Origin of the sequence: Granulicella sp. dw_53 (genome assembly GCF_018449545.1) — a bacterium.
In the GTDB taxonomy this organism is placed as follows: domain Bacteria; phylum Acidobacteriota; class Terriglobia; order Terriglobales; family Acidobacteriaceae; genus Edaphobacter.
In genome coordinates this window covers 165,819-184,866 of record NZ_JAAVUR010000009.1, presented here as the reverse complement: position 1 = coordinate 184,866, position 19,048 = coordinate 165,819, and the positions used below count along the sequence as shown (strand labels likewise).

Genomic DNA, 19,048 nt, shown 5'->3' with positions numbered 1-19,048 from the left:
TATGCTCGACTTTGCAGTCGAAAAGGAACTTATGCGCCGTCTTTCCCACGCAGTGTTGCTCCTCTGTCTTACTGTCGTTTTCGCCAACGCACAGGTCGCCGTCACCCCGCAGGAGGCCCGCGCAGTTCGTGCCTTCAACGTCGCCAAAACCGCCGGCCCATTTCCGCTGCATGCCTTTCTAGCTAACATGCCCAAGGGGGCAGATCTACACATGCACCTCAGCGGAGCTGTCTACGCTGAAAGCTTTATTGCGGAGGCTACTGTTGACCATCTTTGTGTCAATCAGGCCACGCTCAGCTTTATTAAAGCCGAAAGCATGACTCGCAGCTCGTCACCCCAACCAGTCTGCGGAGACGGCAATGTTCCTGCTGCCTCTGCCTTCAAAGATCAAAAGCTCTACGACGCGCTCGTCAATTCTTTCTCTATGCGCAGTTTTGTCGCTACGCCCGGGACCAGTGGCCACGATCAGTTCTTCGCCACCTTCGCCCGTTTCGGAAGTATCGACAAATCCCACGTCCCGGAGTGGCTCGACGAGGTAGCTACTCGCTCCGCAGCACAAAACGGCCAATACCTGGAGATCATGCAGACCCCCAGTTTCGGTGCTGCCGCCAAACTCGGCTATCAACTCGGCTGGCCTGAGGGTCCGAAAGCCACTGGAAATTCAATCGCAACTCCTCGTGATGCCACACGAGCCGAACTCGCCCACCTGCGCGATCAACTCCTCGCTGCCTCGGACTTCCGTACCAACATTACGGAGGCCGCCAAGGAGCTGGACGACGCGCTAGCCGCACGCACCAGACTAGAGCACTGCGGCGAAGCCAACGCCGTTGCCGCCTGCTCTGTGCAGATCCGCTTTATTGGCCAAGTTCTTCGCGCATTCCCACCGCAACAGGTCTTCGCTCAGACCCTTCTCTACTTTGAACTCGCCTCCATAGACCCCAACGTTGTGGGCATCAACTTCGTCCAGCCTGAAGATGCCTACATGTCCATGTCTGAGTATCACCGGCAGATGCTCATGCTCGACTATCTCCATGCGGCCTATCCCAAGGTTCACATCTCCTTGCATGCTGGCGAGCTTGCTCCCGGCCTTGTTCCTCCCGACGGCCTCTCCTTTCACATCCGGGAGGCGGTCGATTTGGGCCATGCAGAACGCATCGGCCATGGCGTCGACGTCATGTACGAGAAAGACCCCACCGCCTTGCTGAAAGAACTGGCTGACCGACACATCATGGTGGAGATCAACCTCACCTCCAACGATGGCATTCTAGGTATCAGCGGCAAGAACCATCCACTCCCCAACTACCGTGCCGCACACGTTCCCGTAGCGCTCTCTACCGACGATGAGGGTGTCTCCCGCGGAAACATCACGCAGGAGTACACTCGTGCCGCCCTCGAGTTCAACCTCACTTACACCGATCTTAAAAACATGGCTCGTACCAGCGTCGAACATAGCTTCCTCGCTGGTCCTAGTCTCTGGAGCAAACAGGACACCTTCAACCGCTCCGTCGAAGACTGCGCGACCCAGCCTCTCGGTGCCGACACCCCCAACGCGAAATGCACCGCCTTCCTCAAATCCAGCGATAAGGCTGCCCAGCAATGGGAACTCGAACATCGTTTCAAAGTATTCGAGTCCAGCCTGTAGCAGCGCAGTCGTTCGTAGCAATAAATAGGGGCCGTCTTGACTCTGTCAAAGACGGCCCTCGTTTATTGTGAACTGTTCGCAGCAGAAGCAAGCCTTTGTAGCAAGGGAAGGTGAAGCGACTCATAGGTTTCGACAGTCTTCCATCGTTGTATCCCCGCACCTCACCGATGTCTTTGACCTCTGCAAATCCCCTTAGATATAAGTTTTTTGCTGTCGCTTGCTCGAAATAGGGCACCACAGTCTCGTACATACGGATCTGTCTCGCTGGAATAAATGACAACTCCGATTGTTTATCGCGGACAGAGACGGCACGTACCCTTCGCATCCAGCCCCAGGGCTTCAGATATGCGGAATCTATGAGGACTTAAACTATGAATACTCCGATCATCTCAGCTCTGGATTTTGTATCAACGCGGGAGGGAGAAAGTGCCGGCAAAGCAATCGCTCGCGCTGTCAAAGTTTCACAGGTAGTCGAAAAGTTGGGCTATCACCGAATCTGGTATTCAGAGCATCACGGAGTGAGTGCTGTGGCCTCCGCCTCGCCCGCCCTTCTCATAGGACATGTGGCCGCGGCCACCCAATCGATTCGCGTAGGCGCAGGTGGAGTGATGCTGCTAAATCACCCCCCAATGATCATCGCCGAACAGTTTGGAACCTTGGAAGCGCTCTTTCCTGGACGTATCGACTTAGGCCTGGGCCGTGCGGTAGGTTCCACCAAGATCAGGGAGGAGATCACAAAGAAAGCCCTTCGCCGCGATCCTCGGATTACGGACGACGACTTTCCCGAGTTGCTGGCTGAGCTCCAACTCTTCCTTGGGCCCGGCGAAGAAGATCAGGAGGTCAAGGCCTACCCGGGCCAAGGCTCCAATGTGCCCCTCTTCCTCTTGAGCTCAAGCGGTCACAACGCCCGCCTTGCAGGCGAACTTGGTCTGCCCTTTATCTTCGCCGCTCACATCGCTCCCGCCAATCTAATGTCGTCGATCGAGCTTTATCGCCAGCACTTTCGGCCATCCAAGACACTCGATCGGCCCTATGTCATGATCTCGGTCTTTGCGCTTGCGGCGGAGACGGACGAGGATGCGCGAAAATTTTTAACCTTCATTCAGCAGTTCTATTTAAGCGCGGTGGGAGGCACGGGGCGAGCTGTCAAACCGGTCGATAGCATGGACGGCCTCTGGACCGAAGAAGAAAAGGAAGCGGTAGAGAAACGAATGCAGTTTGCAATCACAGGTGGAAGAAGCACGGTAAGCCAGGCCCTCTGGTCCTTCATTGAGCAGACCGGAGCAGATGAACTCTTCTTCTGGACAGATACCTATAGAGATGAGGATAGGCTCCGTTCTTACGCCATTCTTTATGAGACTGCGGCCTCGCTAAAGGCGCAGTCTGAGGTTGCGGCCGCCTCCACATAGAAGAGCATTGGCCCTTTCGCACTGATCTGAAGCGGCGCTATAAAGGGCTCCTGTAGCCCAAGAGTTCGCGTATGAGGAGGCCTGAGAAGAATCCGGTCGCGCAAACAAGCTCATTTGCATACAATCCCCATACGTCTTAAGCAGGGGAATGAGCTGTGCCCAATCTAACTCGCCGAAAGCTTCTCCAGACCACTGCCGCCACCGCGGCCGCAACCTTACTCAGCCACAACTCCAGCGCCGCCACACCCGAGAAACTTCGCAACAACATTCACCAGTCCGTCTCCCGCTGGTGCTACAAACAGATCCCCCTCGAGGACCTCTGTGTCTATGCAGCTAAGATCGGTCTGAAGGGAATCGACCTGCTCCAGCCTGAGGAGTACGAGATTCCTCGCCGTTACGGACTCCTCTGCACCATGGGCTACGCTGGAGGCGGAGAGATCAAGACAGGTCTCAACCGAATCGAAAACCACGCGGACATTGAAGCCGGTCTTCGCAAATACGTCCCCATCGCCGCCAAGGCGGGCGTACCTAACGTCATCACCTTCTCTGGCAACCGCGACGGCCTCTCCGACGAAGAGGGCGCGCGCAACACCGTCATCGGCCTTCGTCGCCTTCGCCCTATCATCGAAGATCACGGCCTCACCTTGCACCTTGAACTTCTCAATAGCAAACGTAATCACATCGGTTACATGGCCGACCACACCGCCTGGGGAGTTCGCGTCCTCCAGGAGATCGACTCCCCCCACATCAAGCTGCTCTACGACATCTACCATATGCAGATCATGGAGGGTGATCTCATCGAGACCATCCGGACCAACGCTAAATATCTCGGCCATTACCATACGGGTGGAGTCCCCGGCCGCCACGAACTCGACGAGACCCAGGAGATCAACTGGCCCGCCGTCATGCGTGCCATCGTAGCTACTGGTTACACCGGCTACGTCGCGCATGAATTCGTCCCGGTGCGCGATCCTCTCACATCACTCTCTCAGGCCGTTGCCCTCTGCGACGTCTGACGTCCTTCTGTATCTGAGGCAGACGCGAAACTTACGCCACAATTCCTTCGGATACGTTAGACGGATCATTTTTTCGAGGTATTTCTCACCCGGACCGAGAATCTACTACCCCATAACGCGAGGAGCCGCTACCATTGTTCGCGTGCGCAAACAGCTTGTCTTCTTCTCTCTCTTTATCGTCGTAGCTCTCGTCCTCGTGCCTCGCGCGTCAGCCCAGCAGGTCATCCCGCTCTGGCCGACTGGGGCACCCGAGCCCTACACTGGCGCTCCTGAAAAGGACGCTACCCTCGCCTCCGACAGACTCGTCGGGGGCAAACCCATTATGCATCTCACCAACGTCAGCAATCCGACCCTGACGGTTTATAAGCCAACCGCCACCAACACGGGAGCTGCGGTACTCGTCTTCCCCGGTGGAGGCTACAAGATCCTCGCTTACGATCTAGAAGGCACCGAGGTTTGCACCTGGCTCAACCGCATCGGTGTCACCTGCGTTTTGGTCAAATACCGTGTGCCCTTCGAACAGCACTATCCAGAGAGCGTGGCAGATCTCGAAGATGCGCAGCAAGCCATTCGAATCGCCCGCTCTCACGCCGCGGAGTGGCGCCTCGATCCGAACCGCATCGGCGTACTAGGCTTCTCTGCGGGTGCCCATCTTGCCGTCACGCTAAGCAATCACGCCGACTACAGACGCGCCGACATGCCCGAGGGCAAAATAATCGACAGCAAGATAGATGCCCGTCCCAGCTTCGCAGTGATCATCTACCCTGGCTATCTCACCGACGGCACCACCCTCAAGACGCTAGCCCACAGCATCGACCCCACTGCGAACACGCCCCCCACCTTCCTCCTGCAAGCAGAAGACGATCCGGTCCACGTTGAAAACGTCCTCGTCTACTTCTGGGCCCTGAGGGATCTCAAAGTCCCCGCCGAACTTCACGTCTACGCCCAGGGAGGTCACGGCTATGGTCTCCGTCCCACCGACCTTCCAGTAACCCACTGGCCCACTCTCGTCGAGACCTGGTTCCATACCATCCACGTCCTAAACGGCTCGTCCCAATAAATGGGTGAAATTTATCGGAGTCCTGTAACCCGGAGATCCGTCAAAGCGGTCTCACAGCAGGGAACCGTGTCAAAAGCGAACGTCTGCCGCTCATCGTCTCCAAAGAGCAGCAATGCGATCTGATTTTTGCCGCGGAACCGGTAAACTGCACTAGCCCCCATTCGTTTCAAACCAGTGATAGGCCCTTCCGAACAAGGCACCAGGAAGAGATGAGGTTTTTTGCATGAAAAAGGTCGTTTGGCTCGTCCTGCAATCGCTGCTTCTCCTCATCTGCAGCATCGTGGGCTCTTTCCTCCGTCCCTTCCACATTCAGAAGATAACGGCGATTACGCCTGGAATCACACACATCTTCGTCTGGGATGGATTTCTTCTCATGCTTCTGGTCTACGTCCTCATCGTCCTGGTAGAAGCCTTGACCAAGCACATCCGCACTGCATTTCCTCTCACGACCTTGGCCCTTGCCATTGCTGCCGTGCTCAGTGTGGCAATGAAGCTCGGTCACATCACCCGCGAGTTGTAACCTTTTTACCCTTGCAAACCGATCTTGGAGATTGAGCTCAGTCATGTCCCCGTCTATTCCGCCCGACGAACTCTTTCAGCGTCTGGCTGTCGCCCAGAAACATTTGGACGCAGGTTTCAGCCATCTTCCACCGCTCGACCCGACTCCGCTGGGAGAAGATGCCGCTGCTATCCTCCAACAGGCCGCCGAACGTCTCCGTGACGATTTCCCCTACGGGCATCCCCTCTACGCTGGCCAGATGCTCAAGCCACCGCACCCTATCGCCCGTGCGGCCTATGCGCTTGCCATGTCCGTCAACCCCAACAACCATGCTCTCGACAGCAGCCACGCCAGCTCCGTCATGGAGGTCGAAGCCGTAGAAGCCCTCGCCCGGATGTTTGGTCTTCCTCAGCATCTCGGCCATCTTTCCAGCGGCGGCACCTTCGCGAACCTTGAAGCCCTTTGGATCGCTGGACAGATTGCTCCCGGCAAGGCCATCGCCGCCTCTGATCAGGCCCATTACACCCACACCCGCATCAGCTCTGTCCTCGGCCTGCCCTTTGTCAAGATTCCCTCTGACGCTCAAGGCCGCATGGACCTCGCCGCCCTAGAGCAGGTCCTCGCCACTGGCACCATCGGAACTGTAGTAGCCACCCTTGGCACCACTGCTATCGGCACCGTCGACCCACTCGACCAGATCCTGGCGCTCCAGTCCCGTTATCAGTTCCGCGTCCATGTCGACGCTGCCTATGGAGGTTACTTCACGCTGGTTACAGATCTCGCCCCCGAGATCCGCGCAGCGTATGACCTCATCTCGCACGCTGACTCCATCGTCGTAGATCCACACAAGCACGGTCTTCAGCCCTATGGCTGCGGTTGCATCCTATTCCGCGACCCCACCGTTGGGCTCTTCTATAAACACGACTCCCCCTACACCTACTTCTCCTCCAAGCAACTCCATCTCGGCGAGATCTCTTTGGAGTGTTCCCGGGCCGGAGCCTCCGCCGTCGCTCTGTGGGCCACTCAACGTCTCCTGCCCTACGACCGGGACGGCGAGTTCGCCCGCAACCTCTCTTCCGGCCATCAGGCCGCCCGCCAACTCTACGAGCGCCTGGCCACCCATCCTGCCTTCGTCGTCCCCAGCTTCGTTCCGCCTCTGGATATTCTCTTCTGGACCGCCTCCGCACCCACCCCCGCAGCCTCCTCGTTACTCGCTCAAGCCATCTTCGATAAGGCTGCCCGCCATGACCTTCACCTCGCCCTGGCCACCCTTCCCACCCGCTTCTTTCCCCCCAATACCTGGAAATCGACCTCCGGAAGCTCTCAACCCGACACGGTCCTCTGCCTCCGTTCGGTGCTTATGAAGCCGGAGCATCTCCGTTGGTTGGATCAGATCTGGCGCCGTCTTCTCGAAGCGATCGTCTAACTGGTCTATATGTCGTCAATACGTCTTTTGCCCTACCGCAAATCCCCCTCTCCAGGCCCATTTTGCTAAACTTGGAGACATCAGGGGTTAACGGATGGCCCTCCCAGTGTTCGCAGGGCGCCGATATATCTGGAGCAGCAACACCGTCGGGACGTCTACCGGCACAGAAAAGGAAATCATCTCCGCATGAGCTTTTCCCAAACTCCCGCTAATCTGGATCTTGCCTCTCGCACGGTAGCTTACTTCTCCATGGAAATCGCCCTCTCCCCGTCCCTTCCCACCTATTCTGGCGGTTTAGGAATGCTTGCCGGGGACACCCTTCGCTCCGCGGCCGACACCGCTGCTCCCATGCTCGCTGTCTCCCTCGCGCACCGTCGTGGCTACTTCCGCCAGCATCTCGACGCCGTCGGCCAGCAGACTGAGTCCGACGTTCCCTGGTCTCCCGAAACAACCCTCCCATCTGCCAACGAGGTAGTCTCCGTCTCCATGCAGGGCAGGGAAGTCCTCCTCCATGCCTGGCGCTTCGATGTCATCGGCGTTACGGGACATATCGTCCCCGTCTTCCTGCTCGACTCCGACGTCGAAGGCAACGACCCTTGGGATCGCCGTCTCACGGACCACCTCTACGGCGGAGATACCTACTACCGCCTCTGTCAGGAGACCATCCTCGGTCTCGGCGGCATCGCTCTCCTTCGCTCCCTCAACTGCAAGCCTCAGGTCTATCACATGAACGAGGGCCACGCCGCCCTCCTCACCATCGGTCTGCTCGAAGCCCAACTCAACGGAGCCCCGCTCCGCGACGCTACCGACGCCGACATCGAAGTCGTCCGCCGGCAATGCGTCTTTACTACCCATACCCCAGTTCCAGCCGGACACGATCAGTTCGGTCTCGATCAAATGAATCAGATCCTCGGCCATGATCGCGCCACCGCCATCGAACGCACCGGCTGCCTCCACAATGGCCTGATGAATATGACCTACATCGCGCTGCGCTTCTCCCGTTTCGTCAACGGAGTCGCGATGCAGCACGGCATCGTCTCCCAGCAGATGTTCCCTGAGTATCCCGTCCACGCCATCACCAACGGCGTCCACGCCGCTACTTGGCTCTCCAAGCCCTTCCAGCAGCTATTGGATACCCAAGCCCCTGCATGGCGTACGGACAACCAGTATCTCCGCTCCGCTTACGGCATCGCCCCTGCCACCATCGCCGCCACGCATCGCGAGGGCAAGCTCCGCCTCTTCGCGGAGGTTCAGACCCGCACCGCCCAGACCTTCGATCCCAACGTCCTCACCCTCGGCTTCGCCCGCCGTGTCGCTACCTACAAGCGTGCCAGCCTCCTCTTCCACGATCCTGCCCGCCTCGTCGCCATCGCGGAGAAGATCGGTGGCCTGCAGATCCTCTTCGCCGGCAAGGCCCACCCAGCCGATGTTGCTGGCAAGGGTCTCATCCGCGACGTCTTCGCCGAGGCCGCCACCCTCAACTCCTCCGCCCTCAAGATCGTCTATCTCGAAAACTATGACTGGGAACTCGGCGCCATGCTCACCCAGGGCGTAGATGTCTGGCTCAACACCCCTCGCCGCCCCTACGAGGCCTCCGGAACCTCCGGCATGAAGGCCGCCCTCAATGGCGTCCCATCGCTCTCCATCCTCGACGGCTGGTGGATCGAGGGCTGCGCCGAGAACACCACCGGTTGGGCCATCGAAGACGGCGACACCGAAGACGCCGAGGCCGCAAGCCTCTACCAGAAGCTCGAGCACTCCGTGGCCCCGCTCTACGCCGATTTCGCTGCCTGGGCCGCCATGCAGCGCCACTGCATCGCCATAAACGGTACCTTTTTCAACACCCATCGCATGCTCGCCCAGTACTTTACCAACTCCTACGAGCTCCCCTCGATACTTCCATCGTCCACCGCGCGTGCAGCCTCCGAGTCCTATCTCCACCAACCCGTTTTGGCCTGACCTCTCCGAGCAGTCTTTCGCGAAACTCTTCCATTTGATACGAGGTCCGATAGTTATGGGACCTGCGTGCCGCTCTCTCCTGCCTGTAATACAAACAGCGTTGAGGCTGCGAACGCCTGAAATCCCTCGTCTTTGGTAACCGCTTACATCAGGCGTATCAAATGGGCAACCACTTTCGCGAATCTCCTTGACGAACGTTTAACCAATCCGTTATCTTCCATGCGCACAAAGAAATAGTTTCTCTATCGGATATCGGGCGCGAAATATCCGCCTTCCGGTTCAAAAGAGTGCACGCACAGGAGCAACATCCCAATGTCATTGAACAATCAGCCAGTCCATATCCAGTCCTCTCCCAAGTCGTCGCTCCGCAAGATCTCAGCCAGCCTTACCGCTCTCCTGCTAACCCTTTGCGTCACCCTTGCTCCCTCCTTCGCGCCTGCCCAGACCGGCGGAGAAGGAGCCATTTCAGGCACAGTGGCAGACTCGACCGGCGCGTTCATCCCCGGCGCCGCCGTCGTCGCACGTAATGTTAATACCGGCGTCGAAACGAAGCGTGTCGCCTCGGGAGACGGCCTCTATAACATCTCTCCGATCATCCCTGGCATGTATAGCCTCACCGTCACCGCTGCGGGTTTTAGCACCTTCAAGCAGGAAAACATCCAGGTGAACGCCCTTAGCAACGTCGGTCTCAACGTCTCCCTTAAAGCCGGCAGCGCGGGCGATATCGTCACCGTCACCGATGCCCCGCCGGCGCTCGAGACCACCAACTCCACCCTCGGCGGCACCATCGACAACGCCACCTACACGGCATTGCCTGTTATGATCACCGGCAGCCAGCAGCGCGACGTCACCCAGTTCTCGAACCTCCTTCCCGGTGCCCAGGTCAATCCCGGCGGACGTTCTTCCATCATCGGCGGCACCGGCCAGCGCGTCGGAGAGCTCTATCTCGACGGCCTCCCGCTCACCACCCTCTCCCAGCAGGGCGACAACCGTCCCATCTTTAATATCGTCCCCCTCGAAGCCATCGACCAGATCAAAGTCGTCACCAGCGGCTTCAACGCCGAGTATCAGGGCGCTGGTCTTGAGAACTACAACACCAAATCCGGTGGCAACAAGTACCACGGCGCGATCTTCGCCTACTTTCGCAACACCATCTTCGACGCCTGGTCCTTCTCCACCAAACCCGGCGGCGGCAACGTCACAAAGATCGTCCAGAACGGCGCATTCGTCAGCGTCCCCGGCCCCAAGCCCGCCGAGCACCAGACTGAGCTTGGCTTCACCATCGGCGGCCCCATCACCATCCCCCATATCATCAACGGCCACGACAAGCTCTTCTTCTTCGCCACCTACGACAAGTTCCGCTCCCGCATCGCCGCCAACCCCAGCGCCAGCACTATCCCCACCACGCTCATGCGGCAAGGTAACTTTCAGGAACTTATACCTGCCAACCCCGTTACCGGTGGTCTGGGGAATACTTCGTTAATCAACTATCCTATCTACGATCCCACGACTCAGGCAGCTTGCACCGCGCACAGCACCACCGGCCCCTGCCGCTATCAATACGGCTACGGAGCTGGTGCGGGTAACGGTGCTGCGGGTAATCCCGTCATCGTCTCGCCCGGCAGAGTCAACGTGATCCCCGCAAGCCAGCTCTCGCCTATCACCCGCTACATGCAGCAGTACCTGCCTGCCCCTACGATCGATCAGACCGGCGTTATTCAGAATAATTTCCTCGGCGGACAGCCTCAGGGCTTCGACAACTGGCTCTACTCTGGTCGCATCGACTACACCATCTCTCCCCGCCAGACTCTCTCCATGGTCCTCACCGGTGGAAACCGGCACGCCGTGCCATTTACCAATGCTGCCATTACTTCCACCAATGGCGCGAATCTTCCCGTCCCCTACCTCGCGAGCACTCTGTCTACCGTGGGCGGCCACTGGGTCTCTTTGGAGCACACCTTCATCCTCACTCCGAACCTTGTCAACCAGTTCAAATTCGGCTTCATGAACTTCGGTGGTCCTCCGGTGCAGAACATCACCCAGGGCAATCCCCTCTACTCCGCTGCTTCCTCTGGCATCCTCGGACTTCCTGCAGGCCAGGCCTCGGAGAACTTTCCCAACACGACCTTTAGCGGCAGCAACTCCCCTGCTAACTGGGTTGGGAACACTCCCACCACCACCAACGTCTCCGAGACCTATACCCTGAAAGACAACCTGTCCTACCTCAGGGGCAAGCACTCCATGAACTTCGGCTTTCAGTACCAGTGGCTAGAGAACAACGCCAGCACTGCAGATGGAGCCTCTCTGCCCACGACCCTCACATGGAGCACGAACTCGACTGCCGCCGTGACAGGTACAGGCTCGGCGCCTTCGGCCTACACTTCGAACACTGGCTACTCCTATGCCAGCTATCTCTTAGGCGCCGTCAGTAACTCGACCGTCACGCAGCAGCCCTTTGGCGTCCTCGGCGGCCGCTTCCATCCCTTCGCCGTCTACGGTCAGGATGACTTCAAAGTCATTCCCAAGCTGACGCTGAACATCGGCCTGCGTTGGGATTATCTGCCTACCTTCAATGAAGCTCAGGATCGCTGGTCCTTCTTGAACCCCAACATCGCCAACCCGGTTACAGGCAATCTTGGCGCGCTTCAGTTCGCGGGCAACCGCGGAGCTGGTGTTAGCTGCAACTGCCGCACACCGGTAAACAACTTCTACAAAAACTTTGGTCCTCGTCTCGGTCTCGCATACTCCATCGATGACAAGACCGTCATACGTGCCGGCTTCGGCATCCTCTACTCGCACGCCGGTGGCACCGGTGGCGCAGGTGGAGCGTCAAGCGGTACAGGACAGTTAGGATTCACCAGTACCACCACTCTGACGGATAGCTTCTCGGGTCCCGCCTTCTATCTCAATCCCAACCCCGCATTCTCGGCCCCGAACGCTACCTGGGGCGGTCCGGGATTTGCGTTAGCCCCCCCTGCCGGCATCAACGCAGTCAGCCAGACCCTCGGTACTGGATACTACGTCTGCTCTGGACAGAGCTTCACTCCTTGCAACGGAAGCTCAGGAAACTTTGCAGGCAATGGAACCAGCATCGCCTACGCGGACCCCTACCTCGGAGGTCGCGCTCCAACCTTCAACTTCTGGAACTTTGGTATGCAGCGTGAGATCACCAAGGACATCACCGTCACAGCAAACTACGTTGGAAGCCAGAGCCACTTCATCGGTAGCACCAACAGCAACCTTCGCGGTCTTCAGTCCGGACAGCTAGATCCGAAGTATTACGCTCTAGGCGCAAACCTCACAAAGGCGGCTACTCCAGCCAATATTGCCGCTGCTCAGGCCGCAACCGGAGTCACCATTCCCGTCCCATATGCCGGGTACACCGCGGCGGCAGCACTTAGCAGCAACGCGACCATTGCTCACATGCTCACCTGGATGCCGCAGTACAACACCACCACCGACCCATGGGGCAACGTCGCCAACGGCAACTACAACGCCTTCCAGCTCTCCGTGGCGAAACGCGCTGCTCAGGGTCTTACCATCACAGTCAACTACACCTACGCCAAGACCATCGACGACGCGGGTACATCTCGCAGCGGCTACGCCCTTCCTGCATCCGCGACAGCCTCAGGTCGCGCCTGGTCGCAAAACCGTATCGATCGTTCCGTCAGCCTCAACAGCATTCCGCAGAACCTCAGCATCTACGGCGTGTATCAATCTCCCTTCGGCAAAAACAAGATTGGGGGCAATCACTTCCTCGTTCGCACTCTCCTCGGCGGATGGCAGACGGGAAATATCTTCCAGTACTCCTCTGGCATCCCTCTGCCAATCGTTGCTACCTGCAACGCCTCGAACCAGAACGTAGGAGCGGGTACAGCTACCTGTATGCCGGATGTAAATCCGAACTTCTCTGGTGCCGTCAGAAAAAACGGCGGTTGGGGTAAAGGCGCAACTGCAGCCAACCTTGGAACCCTCAGCTACCTCAATGGAGCGCTGACCGGAGCTGCTGGCGCTGGAGTGGGCGGCGCACCCTGCGCATCCACCACTGGACCATTCTGCGACTCCGGCATGTTCAAGATCGGCGACTCCTCACGCATCGCTCCCTACGGTCTGCGAGGTCCTGGCTTCTATCGCCTTACCAGCAACCTTCACCGCACGTTTGATCTAACGGACCGCGCGAAGTTCATCTTCGGAGTTGACTGCCAGAACGTAACCAACTCAGTCAACTTCGGCAACAACGCCGGCAATAACCAGATCGGCTCCAACGTGGACACAAGCACTTTCGGTACTGTCAACTTCGCCAGCGCCGATGCCCGAGCCTTCCAGTTCTCCGGAAGGTTTACCTTCTAACCGCTCCGCAATCGACTGCTCTGCACAAATGCCCGAACTTGTTCGGGCATTTGTGCGTCACGCAGCGCCTTCTGAAGATCACCAATTGAGCGCAAGGGTCGATGTGATCTCTGCAAGAGCCTCCAAATCACGAAGGTCGATTAGCTCAGCAGGGGAGTGTGCGTAGCGCAACGGCCAGCTAAGCGCCACATCGGTAGACCCATAACGCTGAAAGGCGGATCCATCATTGCCTCCACCGGTGATTCCATACTGAACGGCAATCTTGTGTTGTTGAGCAAGTGCCTGAAGCTTTCTAACGTCCTTCCATGGCACGATATTCGAGTTATCGATAGAGCGGATGACGAAGCCCTTTCCTAACTGTGCATCTGCAAACCGCTTCGATTCCACCGGAGAATCGGAGCTGACGAAGGTATCCAGGGCAAAGACAGTCGCCGGAACGCGCCCGTCCTTGGCGGCGGTGGCCGCATACTCGCTGGCTCCTTCCAACCCAAGCTCTTCGCGAGTGGACCATACGAAGGTGACGTTACGTTTAAACGTCGGACCCAGCATCCAAACCGCGCGCAATAGAGCGGCACATCCAACGCGATCGTCCAGACTTCGGATGGAGACGCGCTTACCCTGCAATGAAAGATAGCGTTTGGGGATGGTGACGGTATCTCCAACTCGGATGCCTAAGTCAGCTACTCCTTGCGCATTGGCCGCGCCAACGTGAAGTTTCGCAGCGATACGGAAGTCAGTAGGGAAGTGGAATTGGGCAGTATCGTAATCGCTGGGGAGCATCACGACGCCACCACGCATGCCCGTCGACGTGTGAATCACTGCAGGATGACCCCAGTAAAACGCAGGCGATCCCCCGCCTTTATTCTCCAGGTCAAGCGTTCCGTCCGGCAACACCTCACGTACACGAAAGCCAAGTTCGTCCATGTGCGCCATGAAGAGAACACCAGCCCCAGCCGACGCCGAACCCAACCGCAAGATAAGATTCCCACTCGCGTCAGTTTCGGGATGCGCCCAGGGGGGCAGTAACTGCTTGATGGCATCATGAGTCATAACCTCGTGGCCACTTATGCCGTAGGTCAAGCTCAGAGTCTTGACCAGACTCTCTGTAGAGGGAGCCACCGAGGGCCGCTGCGGCAGGGCGTCATACTGCAGTGGCAATGAAGTACGCGAAGCCACAGTCATCGGTTCAACGTGCAAATATCTGAAGAACATTCGAAGAAGTTGGGCCAGATCGCGCTCGTCCAAAGTCTCTCCTGCCGTCGTCGGCCATAGAAGAGGAACGCCGAGATGTATCGTTCGGGAGGGCAGAGCTGCCGCGGCCCCATAGCCTCGCACTATGAAGGGCGCCGCCGCACCGCGATGCAACTCCGTTCCTGCGCGTTCCAGTTCCTGCTGCAGGGAAGGATCAAGATCGGCGGAACCTGTAGAGGAAGTATAAGTCCACACGCCAGACCCCAAGGCTGCAGTAGGCTCAACCTTTGCATTTGCGGAGGTTCTCGGGCGTCCGATGTATATCACTTCATCAGGGTGGGATTCTTGCACGACCCGCGTTAGTCCGCGCGATCCCGTCCACTGCTGGACAACAAAGGCAAGCGTCGTAGTTCCGTGCAAAGGTGCCCCTTGCAAAGATCGCGCCAACTGCATCAACACCGCGGCGCCGAAGCGGTCACCCACCGCCGTACCGCTCCACTGTGTGGCTCCGACCGCAAGCAGATGCCGCTCAGCGGCGATAGGGCTAAGAACGTCGACACCTGAACGAAGCACCTCTTCCGAGGTCTGCGCCCCCATATCGACGTACAGGTTATCGATATCGTCAGGGTCGGGCGGATTAGTTCTTCCAGGTTGCAGGTGAATAGAAAGACCAGCCGTGACGGCAGAAATCATCTTTCCATCGCGTGTCCCAACCGTCATGGGTTGAGCATTCTGGAGCTCGTTGTAATGAGGTGGAAGACCCGCTTGCGGCAGTCGTTGGACACGTAAATACCCATCCCCCTCGATCTTGCTGACAACATATCCAGGCTCATCGATTGGAGCCGCCACCAACCGATGCGGAGCGCCAGAGCCAAAGGTCACAGTAATATTTCCCATCGAGTCCCGCTGCGGATGGTATTTAGCGAGTTGCTCGTAGACATATGTGCCAACCGAAGTTTCATAACCTGAGACGCCGACGGTATTCGTCAGCCTTTCAAGATCGCTCCGAACGGCCTCACCCAACTGTTGAGCTTGTATTGGAGCATCGATGGAAAGCAGAAATAGGCCTGAGAACAGGAGCAAAGTAGAACGCATGGGAAAGCCTCTTTTGAAATGCATGAAGCGTGACAAAGGGAAGACAAACACTTGATTGATATCTGATATATTACGACGAAGCTAATAATCAATTTATTTCGTCATCGGACTTATCCACCAGGCACCCTGTAGGAGTTTGCCCCAACGGACTAGTCTTCCCCGCGTTTTGCCGGCGCTCCTTGTCGATCAGCCGTCAAGCCTTTGCTGTCTCCAGCAATGACGAGATATTACGCACTTGATCCTTAGCTCTTGCTTCTACTGCACTGCATTTACTTCAGGAGATGTTATGAAACGAAACCTTTGGCTCTACGCAGTTATGTTCCTATCATTCGCGGTCCACTCGATCGCGCAGTCTACGGCGACGATCTCCGGTACAGTGACAGATTCTTCCGGGGCCGTCTTACCAGGAGCAAAGGTTACCATTCATAACAATGGAACTGCGGCAGAGCGATCGTTCGTCTCGGACAGCGCTGGTCAGTATGTCGTTCCTTCTCTCGAACCGGGAGACTACTCAATCACCGTTGCTGCAACTGGATTCGGTGGATTCTTGGTCCAGAAATACACACTCCAGGTGGATCAAAAGGCCCGAGTCAACGTACAGTTGGCACCGGCATCCGCTGGAACGACTGTAGAAGTACAGGGTACGGTACCGCTCATAGACGCAGAGAGCATCACAGTAGGCCAGGTTATCGATCAGCGTACCGTGCAGGAGATTCCGCTGAACGGACGCCACTTCCTGGATCTGACAGCTCTTGTTCCAGGCTCTGTGGTCGCTCCAGCTTCGGGCAGCCTCACCTCTCCGAGTCGCGGGCTTGGCGCGAATTCGTTCATCACTGCAGGCAATCGCGAAGACTCAGTAAACTTCATGATCAACGGAGTGAACCTCAACGATCTCTCGCAGAATCAGATTACCTTCCAGCCTTCCATCAATACGACATCAGAGTTCAAGATCTCGAACTCAACCTATAGTGCGGAGTATGGCCGTTCCTCTGGCTCAATCGTGAACGTAGCAACTCGCTCCGGCACCAATGCATTCCACGGAGAGGTGTTCGACTATCTCCGGAACAATTACTTCGACGCACGAAACTACTTCAACCCCAAAGGGATTCGGCAGAATGGTTTCAAGCGGCAAAACTTTGGCGGAGCCATCGGCGGACCCATTTGGCGGGATCGCAGCTTCTTCTTCTTCAGCTACGAAGGTCTTCGCCAGGCGCAGGAGATAACGTTGAAGTCTGGTGTTCTGACCGCTGCGCAGCGTGCTCAGTTTGGTGCCAGCCCCGCAGGCGCAGCGTATGCGGGCTTGCTCAAATTTATCCCGATTGCCAACGACAGCACTGGTTCCCAATTCACCGGCTCCTCTCCAGGGCCTGTGACGACAGATCAATACACGATCGATATCAGCCATCGCATCGCCGAAAGCGACACCCTCCACGGCTACTATGCAATTCAAAAGGACACCCGCACCGAGCCGAATCTACAAGGAAATACCATTCCCGGGTTCGGCGACAGTCGTACTGCGACCCGCCAGGTACTGACGCTGAACGAAGTGCACATATTCAATCCCACTGTGGTGAACGAGGCCCGGCTTGGCTTCAATCGCATCGCGATTGTCTTTACGCCCAGCACTCCCGCGCTTCCCTCGACCTACGGCCTGAATACAGGAGTCACATCAGGCAGCGGTCTGCCGCAGATCACTGTAACGGGACTCGGCCTGAACTTCGGTGGCCCCTCGACCTTCCCGCAAGGCCGCTATGACACCTTGGGCATCTTCTCCGACACACTAACCCTGACCCGGGGTAAACACAGCATCAAGACCGGAGGGGAGTTCCGCCGTTTCATCGGTGCCAGCTTCACTCAGGACACAGGAACCGTAGCCTTCAGCTCCATACCCAACTTCATTAATGGCCTTGCAAACACCTTCACGGTAACTCCAACCAATGTGAACAGCCGAGCCTTCATCGGCGCTGCGGGCGGCTTCGTTCAGGACAACTGGAAGATCACTCCACAATTCGTCGCGGAGCTAGGCTTCCGCTTCGAATGGAACGGTACTCCGGCGGAGGGAGGTCATCGCTTCGTAAACTTCCTGGAGAGCAATGACACACTGACTCAAGTCAACACGCCGTATAAGCAGAACTACAACTACGAGCCTCGAGTAGGATTCTCCTTCGATCTTCTCGGCAATCAAAAGACAGTCTTGCGCGGTGGCTTTGGAGTGCTTGCCGATCAGCCGGTCTCGGGTGCCGCTACCAATCTGGCGAATAACCCTCCCAATGCCAACCCGCTCTCCTTGACCTATACCTCTGCCGCCTTTCCAGGCCTAGCTGGAATCCCCGTAGGATCTCTGTATACAACGGCATCGGTCTCAGCCCTCGCACCCCGCGCGACCAATCCCCGTTTCAAGAATGCATACAACGAATCGTTCAACTTCAACGTTCAGCAGGAACTAGGCTTCAGAACCGTCCTACAGGTGGGTTATATCGGTTCGGTAGGACGTCATCTTCGTATCGCACGCAATCTGAATCAATTTATTTATCCGGGTGGTGTGCAGACGCGGCCCTACCCAACGCTGTCGGCTGCAAGTTCCTTCCGTGCCGGCGCCGCCCTGGGCAATATCACAGACGCAGATTCCAGTGCATCCTCGAACTACAACGGCCTTTGGATATCGCTGAATAAGCAGACATCCAAAGGATTGTCCTTCAACACCAGTTACACCTGGTCCAAGTCCATGGACATCAATTCACTCGGCTCTCAAGGTGGTCTCAACCTGCAGAACAACTTTGATCCAGCCAATAACTACGGACTCTCCGACTTCGACGTACGCCAGCACTTTGTCTTCAGTGGCATCTATCAACTTCCATTCGCAGGCAATCGGCTCGTAAGTGGATGGCAACTGGCGAACATTACACAACTGCAGACCGGCAACCCGATCACCCTCACAACCACCTCCACGTACGCCGGAACCATTCGCCCAACCGTAGTAGGTGCATCCTCCACCGGTTACACCAAGCTAACCAATGGAAACATACAGTACATCAACGGCACAGGCTGCTCAGGTACAACAGTTACGCCGGGTTGTACCTTTTATGCGCAACCGACTGGCTACGGCAATATACGTCGGAACTCCATCATCGGACCGGGCTTCTACGACACGGACCTCTCCTTGCAAAAGACAACGAAGATTACCGGTACGGTCGCCTTCGTCATCCGAATGGACGCGTTCGATTTTATAAACAAAGCCAGCTTCGGTCAGCCAGCTTCCAGCATTACGTCTGGAACGGCCAACAGCACCACCGCAGGTACGACCTTCGGTCAAATCAGCGCAACCCGCTTTGCAGTGGGCGATCTCGGCTCGTCGAGGCAGCTTCAATTTGCGGCGAAGGTTACGTTCTAACTAGACGGTT

At 57.3% G+C, this 19,048-nt stretch carries 10 protein-coding genes; 9 read left to right on the top strand and 1 reads right to left on the bottom strand.

The window, feature by feature from the left end; translation table 11 throughout:
- The first annotated feature begins 31 nt into the window (after positions 1-31).
- The 8 genes from HB393_RS15660 to HB393_RS15625 all read left to right on the top strand — a co-directional run bounded on the left by HB393_RS15660 (position 32) and on the right by HB393_RS15625 (position 13,361).
- A complete protein-coding gene (locus HB393_RS15660) occupies positions 32-1,642 on the top strand; it encodes an adenosine deaminase (protein WP_213806119.1) in 1,611 nt (536 codons plus the stop codon).
- Positions 1,643-2,013: 371 nt separating this feature from the next.
- Entirely contained in the window at positions 2,014-3,051 is a 1,038-nt protein-coding gene (locus HB393_RS15655; protein ID WP_213806118.1) for an LLM class flavin-dependent oxidoreductase, read from the top strand.
- A gap of 155 nt (positions 3,052-3,206) precedes the next feature.
- Positions 3,207-4,067: a TIM barrel protein gene (locus HB393_RS15650; protein ID WP_213806117.1), complete on the top strand. Its 861-nt coding sequence runs from the start codon at positions 3,207-3,209 to the stop codon at positions 4,065-4,067.
- A gap of 142 nt (positions 4,068-4,209) precedes the next feature.
- Positions 4,210-5,127, top strand: a complete 918-nt coding sequence (locus HB393_RS15645) for an alpha/beta hydrolase (protein ID WP_345945234.1) — start codon at positions 4,210-4,212, stop codon at positions 5,125-5,127.
- 223 nt (positions 5,128-5,350) lie between these two features.
- The gene (locus tag HB393_RS15640) at positions 5,351-5,647 is read left to right on the top strand and encodes a hypothetical protein (RefSeq protein ID WP_213806115.1); all 297 of its coding nucleotides are present in this window, start codon (positions 5,351-5,353) and stop codon (positions 5,645-5,647) included.
- A 43-nt stretch (positions 5,648-5,690) separates the two neighbouring features.
- Complete coding sequence (locus tag HB393_RS15635; RefSeq protein WP_213806114.1) at positions 5,691-7,052, top strand: aminotransferase class I/II-fold pyridoxal phosphate-dependent enzyme; 1,362 nt, start codon at positions 5,691-5,693, stop codon at positions 7,050-7,052.
- 186 nt (positions 7,053-7,238) lie between these two features.
- A complete protein-coding gene (gene glgP, locus HB393_RS15630; protein ID WP_213806113.1) occupies positions 7,239-9,011 on the top strand; it encodes an alpha-glucan family phosphorylase in 1,773 nt (590 codons plus the stop codon).
- Between the two features lie 312 nt (positions 9,012-9,323).
- Positions 9,324-13,361, top strand: a complete 4,038-nt coding sequence (locus HB393_RS15625; protein WP_213806112.1) for a TonB-dependent receptor — start codon at positions 9,324-9,326, stop codon at positions 13,359-13,361.
- A gap of 78 nt (positions 13,362-13,439) precedes the next feature.
- On the opposite strand, the gene HB393_RS15620 is transcribed toward HB393_RS15625, so the two are convergent.
- Positions 13,440-15,647: a M20/M25/M40 family metallo-hydrolase gene (locus tag HB393_RS15620; RefSeq protein ID WP_213806111.1), complete on the bottom strand. Its 2,208-nt coding sequence runs from the start codon at positions 15,645-15,647 to the stop codon at positions 13,440-13,442.
- A gap of 286 nt (positions 15,648-15,933) precedes the next feature.
- Between HB393_RS15620 and HB393_RS15615 the strand changes: the two genes are divergently transcribed.
- Positions 15,934-19,038, top strand: a complete 3,105-nt coding sequence (locus HB393_RS15615) for a carboxypeptidase-like regulatory domain-containing protein (protein ID WP_213806110.1) — start codon at positions 15,934-15,936, stop codon at positions 19,036-19,038.
- Positions 19,039-19,048 lie beyond the last annotated feature (10 nt).

Coding starts and splice junctions, on each gene's coding strand:
- HB393_RS15660 (WP_213806119.1), top strand. CDS start 32: ATGCGCCGTCTTTCCCACGCAGTGTTGCTCCTCTGTCTTACTGTCGTT.
- HB393_RS15655 (WP_213806118.1), top strand. CDS start 2,014: ATGAATACTCCGATCATCTCAGCTCTGGATTTTGTATCAACGCGGGAG.
- HB393_RS15640 (WP_213806115.1), top strand. CDS start 5,351: ATGAAAAAGGTCGTTTGGCTCGTCCTGCAATCGCTGCTTCTCCTCATC.
- HB393_RS15635 (WP_213806114.1), top strand. CDS start 5,691: ATGTCCCCGTCTATTCCGCCCGACGAACTCTTTCAGCGTCTGGCTGTC.
- glgP (WP_213806113.1), top strand. CDS start 7,239: ATGAGCTTTTCCCAAACTCCCGCTAATCTGGATCTTGCCTCTCGCACG.
- HB393_RS15625 (WP_213806112.1), top strand. CDS start 9,324: ATGTCATTGAACAATCAGCCAGTCCATATCCAGTCCTCTCCCAAGTCG.
- HB393_RS15620 (WP_213806111.1), bottom strand. CDS start 15,647: ATGCGTTCTACTTTGCTCCTGTTCTCAGGCCTATTTCTGCTTTCCATC.
- HB393_RS15615 (WP_213806110.1), top strand. CDS start 15,934: ATGAAACGAAACCTTTGGCTCTACGCAGTTATGTTCCTATCATTCGCG.